The sequence below is a fragment of the Micromonospora sp. S4605 genome (assembly GCF_003176715.1).
Taxonomy (GTDB): Bacteria; Actinomycetota; Actinomycetes; order Mycobacteriales; family Micromonosporaceae; genus Micromonospora; species Micromonospora echinaurantiaca.
In genome coordinates this window covers 1-9,782 of sequence record NZ_QGSW01000340.1, presented here as the reverse complement: position 1 = coordinate 9,782, position 9,782 = coordinate 1, and the positions used below count along the sequence as shown (strand labels likewise).

Annotated in this window: 11 protein-coding genes; 3 read left to right on the top strand and 8 right to left on the bottom strand. The window is 74.8% G+C overall.

The window, feature by feature from the left end; genetic code table 11:
• The 6 genes from DLJ47_RS35995 to DLJ47_RS29510 form a co-directional block, all read right to left on the bottom strand.
• Positions 1-976 (bottom strand): SagB/ThcOx family dehydrogenase (locus DLJ47_RS35995; RefSeq protein ID WP_199236054.1); only part of this gene is annotated, 976 nt, incomplete at its 3' end.
• A gap of 10 nt (positions 977-986) precedes the next feature.
• Entirely contained in the window at positions 987-2,942 is a 1,956-nt protein-coding gene (locus DLJ47_RS29530) for a TOMM precursor leader peptide-binding protein (protein WP_146228221.1), read from the bottom strand.
• A gap of 87 nt (positions 2,943-3,029) precedes the next feature.
• On the bottom strand, positions 3,030-3,215 hold the full coding sequence (locus DLJ47_RS29525; RefSeq protein ID WP_088993326.1) for a thiazolylpeptide-type bacteriocin: 186 nt from the start codon (positions 3,213-3,215) through the stop codon (positions 3,030-3,032).
• 71 nt (positions 3,216-3,286) lie between these two features.
• Positions 3,287-3,505, bottom strand: a complete 219-nt coding sequence (locus DLJ47_RS37555; RefSeq protein WP_255562352.1) for a thiazolylpeptide-type bacteriocin — start codon at positions 3,503-3,505, stop codon at positions 3,287-3,289.
• A gap of 187 nt (positions 3,506-3,692) precedes the next feature.
• Complete coding sequence (locus DLJ47_RS29515; RefSeq protein ID WP_088993325.1) at positions 3,693-3,875, bottom strand: hypothetical protein; 183 nt, start codon at positions 3,873-3,875, stop codon at positions 3,693-3,695.
• A 53-nt stretch (positions 3,876-3,928) separates the two neighbouring features.
• Positions 3,929-6,031 (bottom strand): TOMM precursor leader peptide-binding protein, encoded by a 2,103-nt coding sequence (locus DLJ47_RS29510; RefSeq protein ID WP_109904861.1) that lies wholly within the window; start codon positions 6,029-6,031, stop codon positions 3,929-3,931.
• A gap of 553 nt (positions 6,032-6,584) precedes the next feature.
• On the opposite strand from DLJ47_RS29510, the gene DLJ47_RS29505 reads away from it, so the two are divergent.
• The 3 genes from DLJ47_RS29505 to DLJ47_RS29495 are packed head-to-tail and all read left to right on the top strand — an operon-like array spanning position 6,585 to position 8,639.
• The gene (locus DLJ47_RS29505; protein ID WP_233258081.1) at positions 6,585-7,547 is read left to right on the top strand and encodes an ABC transporter ATP-binding protein; all 963 of its coding nucleotides are present in this window, start codon (positions 6,585-6,587) and stop codon (positions 7,545-7,547) included.
• Positions 7,544-8,386, top strand: coding sequence for an ABC transporter permease subunit (locus DLJ47_RS29500; RefSeq protein ID WP_109904857.1), 843 nt, complete (start codon positions 7,544-7,546; stop codon positions 8,384-8,386). Before DLJ47_RS29505 ends, DLJ47_RS29500 begins: the two co-directional genes overlap by 4 nt.
• Before the next feature lie 19 nt (positions 8,387-8,405).
• Positions 8,406-8,639 (top strand): hypothetical protein, encoded by a 234-nt coding sequence (locus tag DLJ47_RS29495; RefSeq protein WP_109904855.1) that lies wholly within the window; start codon positions 8,406-8,408, stop codon positions 8,637-8,639.
• A 130-nt stretch (positions 8,640-8,769) separates the two neighbouring features.
• Here DLJ47_RS29495 and DLJ47_RS29490 read toward each other — a convergent pair whose 3' ends face one another.
• Together DLJ47_RS29490 and DLJ47_RS29485 are read right to left on the bottom strand one after the other, a co-directional pair.
• Entirely contained in the window at positions 8,770-9,483 is a 714-nt protein-coding gene (locus DLJ47_RS29490; protein WP_109904853.1) for a cellulose binding domain-containing protein, read from the bottom strand.
• 72 nt (positions 9,484-9,555) lie between these two features.
• Positions 9,556-9,782: DUF742 domain-containing protein (locus DLJ47_RS29485; protein WP_146228220.1), on the bottom strand; the 227-nt coding region annotated here is incomplete at its 5' end.

Below are 9,782 nucleotides of genomic sequence, written 5' to 3'. Positions count from 1 at the left end.
CGCCGGATGTGCGGGCGGCCGGGACGGTGGCGGTCGGGCGGGCGGCGGCCGGACCGGCGGCGGTCGCACCGTCGGCGGTCAGGCCATCGGCGGTCGGGCCGGCGGCGGTCGGGCCGGCGGCGGCTCGGCCGGCGGCGACCGGGACGGCGGCGGCCTGGCCGTGGGCGGCCGGGCGGTCGGCGGCCCACTCGATCGGGACGACGGCGAAGACACCCTCCTGGTCGCGGTCGAAGCCGAGCAGCCGGTCCAGCGGCGCCGGATCGAAGCAGAGCAGCCGGCGCAGCGGCACGCCCAGCGCGTCGGCGAGCAGCTCCCACGAGCCGAGCAGCGCGCCCAGGTCCTGGGTGACCACGTGGTAGCAGAAGCTGTTGTACTTGAAGGAGTTCTTCCAGAACCGGATGGCGGCCAGCAGGAAGCTGTCCCCGACACCGGCCGGGCCGCCCGCGCCGGCATCGAGGGCGCCGCGTACGGTGCCGGCGACGTCGCCGAGCAGCAGCCGCTCCAGCACGTGCTGGCCGGTGTGGTAGTGGTACACGCCGGGCAGCAGCGGCCCGGACGCCCCGCTGACCAGGTAGAGCTCCACCGGATACATGCCACCGCCGGAGGCGGTGCCCCGGCCCCACACGGCGTGCTCGAAGTGGGTCCGCTTGGCGACGTCCTGGTTCCAGTTGACCGTCAGCCGCCGGTCGAGCACCCCGTACGACAGCCGCAGCAGCGTCGCCAGCCGGGGCAGCGACCAGCCGGCCCGCGGCGGCGGGTGCTCCCCGGTGAACAGCTCGCGCAGGGTGGGCAGCGTCGGCAGGTCGGCCGGCAGGTCGGCCGGCAGCGGCACCCGGGGCGCGCCGGGGTAGGTGGTGTGCCGGGACGGCTGGTCGACCCAGTCCACCTCGTAGTCGAGCGGTTCCATCGGCACCCGGGCCCGGCGGAACACCGCCCCGGCGTAGTCCCGGACCACCTCGGTCGCCTGCTGCTGCATGTCGGTGCTCCTAGGGGAAGGGGTGCGGGTTCGGGTTGCGGCCGGTCGGGCCGAGCCGGTCGGGCCCCTGCGGGCCGCGGGCCAGGTGCTGGGCCAGCCGGTCGCTCCACAGCACCCGCTGCCGCTGCCAGCCGAAGTCGATCGGCACCAGGGCGGGCGCCACCACCGCCATCGTGTGCACCCCGGCGATCTCCTGCTCGGGGCAGGTCTGGTCGACCGCCACCACGTCGCCGCCCAGTCCGGCGATCAGCCCGCCCAGGTACTCCGTGTCGGCGCGCAGGTCGTCGTGGGTGGGCCGGGTCGCCAGCCAGTCGCCGTACAGCTCGGTCATCGAGCGCAGCGGCGGGTCGTCGAAGAGGAACCGGGCGTGCCGCGTCATCTCCGGTAACCCGTACAGCAGGGCGTGGTGGCTCAGCTCGGTGACCTTGGTGTAGTCCCGGGTCATCTCGCGCAGCTCCGCCTCGCTGGCGGCGACCCGCTCGTCGAAGCCAGGCACGTAGGACGCGGTTTCGCAGACCGCCGCGCGGACCGCGTCCTCGGGGTCGAGGCTGGCGCCGGCGGCGAAGCAGAGCTGGCCGAGGCCGTCGCCGCGCTTCACCGCGACCGCGGTGACCACCGGGACCGGCAGGTCCGCCCGGGTGTCGAAGAGCCGGATGTCGTACCCGAGCAGGTCCACCCGGTCGAGCATGAAGTGCACCCGCTCGTCGCGGCAGGTGGCCGGGTCGATCTCGGCGAGCCGGGCCGAGCCGTACCAGGCGAGCAGGAAGGCGTCCCGCTCGACCAGTTCGAGCATGCCGTGCAGCAGGGCCTCCTCCGGGCAGCTGCCGCTGGCGCAGCCGTTGGAGCACTCCTGGACGAACTTGCGCTGGTCGGTGCGCCGGTCCAGGTAGTAGACGAGCTGCTCGGGCACCAGCCGGGGGACCCGGTCGCGCAGCGACCAGCCCCACACCCAGTGCATCGGCTCGGTCGGCGAGTACGGGGCGTAGTAGCGGCCGTGGCCGTGGTAGAACGCCGGGTGGTAGCCCAGCCCGGCCGGGTCCAGCGCGTCCGGCGCCAGGTTGGCGTAGCTGTCGAAGACCGTGGTCCGCCGGGCGCGGGGGAACTGCCCGGCGTACCGCTCCAGCCCTTCCAGCAGCGCGTACGTCTCGCTCGCGCCGTAGCTGTCGGCGTGCCCGCTCCACCACATCTCGTGCAGGTCGTAGCGGCTGCGGACCCGGAAGTAGCCGGTGACCGGCGCGGTGGCGGTGGCGTTGTAGGCGCGCAGCGCGTTGCCGCCCAGCGCCCCCGCGACCGGGTTGGCCAACGCCCCGACCGGCAGGTCCAGCTCCCGGGCCGAGCGCAGCCGGTACGCGGACACGTCCGGCTTGGGCCGGCTGGTCAGCCGGATCACCGCGGCCTCGGCGGTGTCCGGTGCCGGGGTCGCGCAGGCCGGGCACTCCGAGTCGGCCAGCACCTCGACCACCGAGGTCTCCAGGGTGTCCATCCGCAGCTGCCGCAGCCGGCCGACGCCGGGCCGGCCGGGCTGCGGCCGGCACGCGTCGAGCAGCAGTTGCCAGACCGCGTCGACGGCGAACGGGGTCAGGTGCGGCAGCGCCGCCACGGTGCCGACGGCGGCGCCGTGTTCCAGGGCGTGCCGCTCGTCCCGGAGCCGGATGGCCTGCCAGCGTCGCTGGACGCAGACCGGGCACGGACCCGGCCGCTGCTCCCCCACCGGTGGTGACCAGCGGGGGCCGACCAGGGCGGTGGCGCCGTGCAGCCAGATCGGCACCACGTCACCGGTCGGCCCGGCGGCGTCGTCGCGCTGCAGGTCGGTCAGGCCGAGGGCCGCGACGCGGACGGTGATCCCGTCCAGCGGCGGGCCGCCGGGCCGGGGCGCCGGGTCCTGGCGTCGCTGGTGCAACGCCTCGCCGAGGTGTTTGAGGCTGGAGTCCCACCCGGTGGAGGTGGTCCGGACGTCGACGATCATGCGGTTCACCTGTCTGGCTCGCTGCGGTTGCGGGGCGGACCGGGGTGCCCCGCCGGCGTGGCTCGCCGGCGGGGACGGTAGCGACGGTCAGCCGCCGCCGCATCCGGTGCTGGTGCTGCTGCTGCAGCAGCTCGACGTGCTGCAGCTGCAGCAGCTGGAGCAGGAACAGCTGGAGCTGGACCAGTCCATGACCATCGCGTCGACGGCGTCGACGTCCTCGATCTCGAACGTCTCCGTCTCCAGCGCGCGCAGTTCCTCAGTCAGTTCCGGCACTTCTACCTCCCCTCGGTGTTTCGGGGCCCCGACGCCGGCCGGCCGTCCGGAGCGGCCGGCGGCGCCACGGCTCAGCTGGTGCTGCTGCAACTCGACGAGGTGCAGCTGCAACAACTGGACGTGCTGCAACTGGAGCAGCTCGATGTGCTCGTGCTGCTGCTGCAGATGTCCATGAGGTCGGCGGACAGATCCGCGATGTCCTCGACCTCGAACGTCTCGGTCTGCAGATCGCGCAGTTCACTGCGGACCGACTCGGGCAGTGCGCCGGATGTCAGGGGTTGTGTCGGCACGGGCCTCTCCTTGAGCCGCGGTCGGTGCCAGTCGTCGGTGGGTCTGCCCGCACCACCACGGTGGATCCAGCGGAGGCACGCAGGGGCTACTCGCCGGTGTCGGCCGGCGGCGGATGGTGCGTCGTCTTGCGGTGTCCCACCAGGACTGGAAGTCGTCGGCGTCGGGGCGTCAACCCCGGACGCCCGGTCAGCCGCAGCTCGAGGTGCTGGTGCTGGTGCTGCAGCAGCTAGACGTGCTGCAGCTGCAGCAGCTGGAGCAGGAGCAGCTCGAGCTGCTCGCGGCGAGCGCCTCGCCGCCGTCCTCGACCTCCTCGATCTCGAAGGTCTCGGTCTCCAGCTCACGGAGCTCGTCGTTCAAAGTGATCGGCATGTGTCCACCTCCTTCCAGGGTGCGTGCCTCGCCGGGACCACTGGTGTGGTGGTTCAGTCGGCCGCTCGGCCGTGGTGGCGCAGCAGGACCACCCCGCTACGGAAGGCGCCGCTCGCCCGGACGTCGCGGGTGGTGGTCTCGACCAGCAGGGCGTCGGTCCCCCGCTCGGCCAGCGCGGCCAGCACGGCGGCCCGGTCGGTGGCCCAGGCCGGCGCGGCCGCGCCGGTGCTGGCGTGGACGGTGACCGCCGCCGGGTCGAAGTCACCCAGCAGCGGGTCGCCGAGGTCGGCGTCCGTACCCTCGAAGTGCCGCACCTGGACCCGGCCGACCGCGTCCCGAACGGCCGCCAGCCGGGCGGACACCGGGTCGAAGCCGGCGGCCAGCGCCCAGCCGCGGTCGCCGCCGTCGGGGGACTCGGTGACGGCGAGGACCGCGTGCGCGGGGGCGGCGGCGCCCAGGACGAAGACCGACAGCCGCCGGCCGAACCGGCGCGCCGCCTTGACCACGAACGCGGTGTCGTCGTCGACCAGGTCCTCCTCGGCCAGCGACCGCAGGTCGCCCCGGCCGCGCAGGGCGGCGGTCAGCGCGCGGTACGCCAGCGCGTCGGCCAGCCCCTGGTCGATCACGCCGTCGACGGTGGCGGCGACGGCCGCGCCGGCCACGGTCGGCTCGGCCCAGCCCTCGGCGTTCAGCGCGGAGGTGGGCAGCGCCAGCGCGGCCGGCACCCAGACCGTCTCCGGCCGCCCGAGCACGGCCGCGCGGAGCCAGCGTGTCCGCCGGGCCGGGTCCTCCGGGGGCGCGCCGGTGGCCGGGTCCAGTTCCAGCCACGGGACCGGGTGCTCGCCCTGCTCGCGCAGTTCGACGGCCGACGCCGTCCGCACGGCGGCCGGGTCCGGGTAGCGGGCGGCGTGCTCCCGGACCGCGACCCGGTAGGCGCCCAGCCGGGCGTTCATCACGGTGTGCACGTCGAACGCGGTCACCTCGCGCGGCCCGCGCCGGCCCGGCAACCGCAGCCGGGCTGTCTTCAGCGGGGCCTGCTCCAGCGGGTCGTCCACGAACCGGGTGAACACCCCGGCGTACGGGGACACCAGCGCCTCGGCCCGCTGGTAGGTCTCGTCGTCGGAGGCGGGCGGCGCCGCCGGCGCGGTCATCTCGACGTCCCGGCAGACCGGGCAGGCGGGGTGCGGCAGCACCCGCTCGCGGCTCGATTCCAGCGTGGTCGGGTCGAGCAGCAGCACGCCGGCGGCCGTGTCCGGGGGCACCGCGCCGGTCAGCGCGCGGAAGAGTTCGAAGGCGGCGGCGTTGCCCAGCATCCGCCCGGTCATCTCGGGCAGGAAGACCGGCTCGCCGGTGCCGAGGGCGGTGCGGCGCCAGAAGTCGGCGGCCGCCGCCGGGTCGGCGGTGGCGGTCAGCCGTAGCTGGGCGCAGCACCAGCAGGGGGTCTGTCCGGCCGCCACGGTCGGCCCGACCACCGCCCGGTCGCCGTCCCAGACCACCGGGACCAGCAGCGGGCCGTCCCGGTGGCTGGCGCGGGCCAGCTCGGCCAGGCCGGCCAGCCCGTCCGGGCCGGCGCAGTAGAGGACCGCGTCGGCGCCGGTGGCGGCCAGCGGCCCGGTGCCGACGGTCACCTCGACCGGCAGCCCGTCGGCGCGCAGCTCGTCCAGTTCGGGCCGCAGGGCCTCGAGGTAGGGCGCCGGGTCGTCGTCCGGGTGCAGGTCCAGCCGGAGGCACCCGTTGCGGAGCAGGCCGGCCGCCGCGGCCAGCAGCGGCGCTCCCCCACCGGCGAGCGCCACCCGGGCGGCGTGGAAGCGCCGGAACCGGCCGGTCGCGTCGTCGGCGAAGTGGTCGACGAATTCGATCTGGGGGGCGAAGCGGCGGGCCACCGGCTCCGGCAGTTCGGTACGGTCGCCGGCGTCCTTGGCGAAGCCACGGGCGACCAGCGCCCGGACCAGGGTCAGCACGGTCTGCCGCTGGCCGGGTTCCAGGGTGGCGGTGAGCTGCGCGAGGGTGTGCTCGCCGGTGAGGTAGGGGCTCAGCGAGCTCAGCCACCGGAAGGCGGACCGTCCCTTGATCAGGAAGGCGGTGTCCGGGCCGCGCAGGTAGGCACCCGCCGGAGCGTCCAGGAACACCACGTCGTGCCGGAGCTTGGGACGCATTTCAAGGGTCACTCCACCGTCCGGCGACTGGCTCATCTTCGGCCCCCATGCCAACGACCACGGTCAACTCGAAAGTGCCTTCATGCTGCCCAAGATCAATTCATTCGTCAACAGAATGTTTCGCGTCGACCAGTGGTGGCGGTGAATTCGTATGGGCTGAGCTGCGGCTAAGACAAAATCGACGGTCGGTACGCGTCGAGGGGCCTTCCGGCGACGATCGACCTCCGCTACGCTGTGGGCGTCATCAGTCCCGCCGCAGGTCAGAGGCTTTTACATCGTTACACGGCAAGGGCCGCGACCGGCGGCGGCACGATGACACGGCCCGGGCCCCGACCCCCGTCGCGACCTGGGCAGTTGCCTTAACGAGCAGTTAGTTGACCGCACGCAATTAACCCTGTGTCGCGGTCAGGAATTCTAAGGACTGCCGGATGAACATTGCGTCAAATTGGGCCGTCGGAAACCTCGCGCGAGGGCGTACGATTGCGGCGTCGCGTTGAGGAATGACCGATTTGCCATTGAATTGGCCGGGGTCACCAAGCGTTATCCCGGCGGGGTGACCGCGGTCGACGGCCTCGACCTGCGGGTGCCCGCGGGCGAGGTGCTCGGCTTCCTGGGGCCGAACGGCGCGGGCAAGACCACCACCATGCGCATGCTGGTCGGGCTGGTCCGGCCCACCAGCGGACGGATCCGGGTGCTTGGCCTGCCGCCCGGCGCGCCGGGGCAACTGGCCCGGGTCGGCGCCCTCATCGAGTCGCCGACGTTCTACCCGCACCTGTCCGGGCTGGACAATCTGCGGCTGGCCGCCCGCTACGCCGGGGCGCCCGACAGCGCCGCCGAGCGGGTGCTCGCCGAGGTCGGCCTGGCCGGGCGGGCGGGTTCGGCGTTCCGCACCTACTCGCTGGGCATGAAGCAGCGGCTCGGGGTGGCCGCCGCACTGCTCAAGGAACCGGACCTGTTGATCCTGGACGAGCCGACCAACGGCCTCGACCCGGCCGGCGTCTCCGAGATCCGGGACCTGCTCCGCTCGCTCGGACAGCAGGGCCGGACCGTACTGCTGTCCAGCCACGTCCTCGGCGAGGTGGAGCAGATCTGCGACCGGATCGCCGTCATCGACCACGGCCGGCTGGTCGCCGACGGCAGCCCGGACGACCTGCGCGAGGCGCTGGGCCGGGCCGTGCTGCTGATCGACGCCGACCCGGTGGACGCGGCGGTCGCCCGGCTGCGCGAGCACGACCGGGTCCGGGCGGTCGAGGTGGTCGACGGGCGGCTGCGGGTCACCACCGATCCGGCGCTGGCCGCGGAACTCAACCGACGCCTGGTCGAGGCCGGCGTCGACGTACGGGAACTGCGCCCGCTGCGCCACTCGCTGGAGGAGGCGTTCCTGGAACTGACCGCCGCACCCGGCGGGCGGTCGCCGGGCCGCGACCGCGCCGAGCCCGCGGAGCCCGACGAGCCGGCGCCCCCGGAGCCCGGTGAGCGCCACGAGTCCGCGACCGTGACGGGAGGCGCCCGATGATCGGTTCGATCCGCGCGGCCTGGTTCGCCGACCGGAAGCGACCGGCGGTGTGGACGATCACCGCGACCTGGACGATCCTGGCGCTCGCCTTCGGCGTCGGCATCCCCTACCTGGTGCACCTGGCGCTGGCCGGCGACCCGGAGCAGGCGGAGGCCGCCGAGTCGCTGCTCGCCGCCGTCCTGCCGGGCGAGTTGGTCACCACCGGGATCGGGCTGTTCCCGCTCTTCGGCGGGGCGATCGTGGTGATCCTCGGCGCGCTGGTGGTCGGCAACGAGTACCGCTGGGGCACACTGAACCTGATCTTCACGCAGCGGCCGCGGCGCGCCCAGGTGATGGCCGGGCACGCCGTCGTCCTGTGCGGGCTGACCCTGCTGGTCGTAGTCGCCACCTTCGCGGCGCTGGCGCTGGTCACCGGGGTGCTGGCCGCGATCGAAGGGCGGGGACCCGACTGGCCGCCGGTTGGGAGCGTCGCCGGGGCGGTGGCCGCCGCCTGGCTGATCTGCACGGCCCACGCCGGGGTCGGCTGGTTCCTCGCGATCGCCTTCCGCAGCACCGCCACCGCGATCGCCGTCGGTCTGGTGTGGACGCTGGTGTTGGAGAACGCGGTGAGCGGGCTCGCCCTCGTCCTCGACCCGCTGACGGTGCCGCAGAAGCTGTTGCTGGCGCCGAGTTCCGGCGCGCTGGCCGGCGCGCTGGGCGCCCGGTCCCAGTTCGACGGCGGTACGCCCGGCGTGCTCGACGCCTCCAGCGCCGTGTTGCCGGCCACCGTGCTGGCCGGATACGTCCTGCTGACGTTCGGGCTGGGCACCTGGCTGGCGGTCCGCCGGGACGTCGGCTGACCGGCCGGAAGGAGGCACCGTGGACTTCCTGCTCGCCTTCGGGCTGACCGGGCTGGCGGCGTCGGGCGGCTGGCTCGCCTGGGCCGCCGCCCGCGGCTGGTCCCGCCGGCGCGACCGGCGGCACGAGCTGCGGCTGGCCCGCGCCCGGGCGACGGCGGAGATCCGCCGAGCCGAACTGGCCGCGCAGGTTCGTGAGATCGAGTTGGCCAACGAGACGTACCAGGACTTCGTCCGCCGCCACCCCGAGCGCTGAGTGCCGCCGCTCCGGCGGCACCACCCGGTGCCCGGGGACGGGGATCACACCCCCGCGCACCGCCCCGGATCGCGGTTCGCACGACGGCGCGGGGCGGCGCCCGGGCGGGGCGCGGCGGCGACCCGGCGGCTCAGTTCAGGCCGGTGCAGGGCGTGCCGTCGATGGTGCAGGCGGTCGGGCCGGCGCTGACCGGGGAACCGGTCACCCGGAAGGTCACCCGCACCGAGCCGTCGGCGGGCACCGCCGCGCCGGCGCCGTCCGGCACGAAGCTCCACGTCGCGCCGTCCCGGCTGGCCCGGGCACCGCTGACCGCGGTGACCTCCAGGGATTCCCGGGGCAACGTGACCACCAGAGTCCAGTCGGTCGCCCGGCCCGGCCCGGGGTTGCGGATGGTCACCGCCGCGCCGTAGCTGAGCAGGGCGCGCTCCTCGATGGCGAACTCGGCGCCGAGCGTCGCGCCGGTGGCCGGCGGCGTCGCCGTGGATCCGCTCGTCGTCGGGGCGGCCGAGGAGGTCGCCGTGCTCGGGCGCGCCGACGTCGGGCGGGAGCTGGGCGGCTCGGCCTGCACCCCGGAGCCGCCCGCGGGGGCACCGGTCGGCACCGCGACCGCCGGCGGCGGGTCCAGGGCCACCGGCGCCAGGCGCTCCGGGGTCCGCAGCACCACGACGACGGCGACCGCCGTCGCGACCAGCACCGCCCCCGCGGCGAGCAGCGCGAGCCGGCCCACGGTCGCCCCGTCAGCCCGGCCGGTGGCCACGTGCCGCGCCGATGCGACGGCGGCCATGATCCGGTCGAGCACGATGATGGCCACGGTCCGCCGTGGCTGCGGCGGTGCTGCCGGCATTGCCTTCTCCCCTACAGATCGTCCGCCGGGCACGCTGCCGCCCCCGGCGGGCGGCGGGCCGCCCCGGCCCGGTCACAGTGCGCGAAGCCCCGCGAGCAGTTCCTTGAGCAGCGCCTCGGTCGGCAGCGCGGACAGCATCGGGGGCTCGTGGGTCTCGATCAGCCCGGCGGCCGCCAGGTCGGCGAGCAGCACCCGGACGGTGCCCACCGGCAGGTCCAGTTCCGCGCCGACCTCGGCCACCGACAGTGGACGCCGGCACAACTCGACGATCCGCGCCTGCTCCGGGAAGAGCTGGGTGG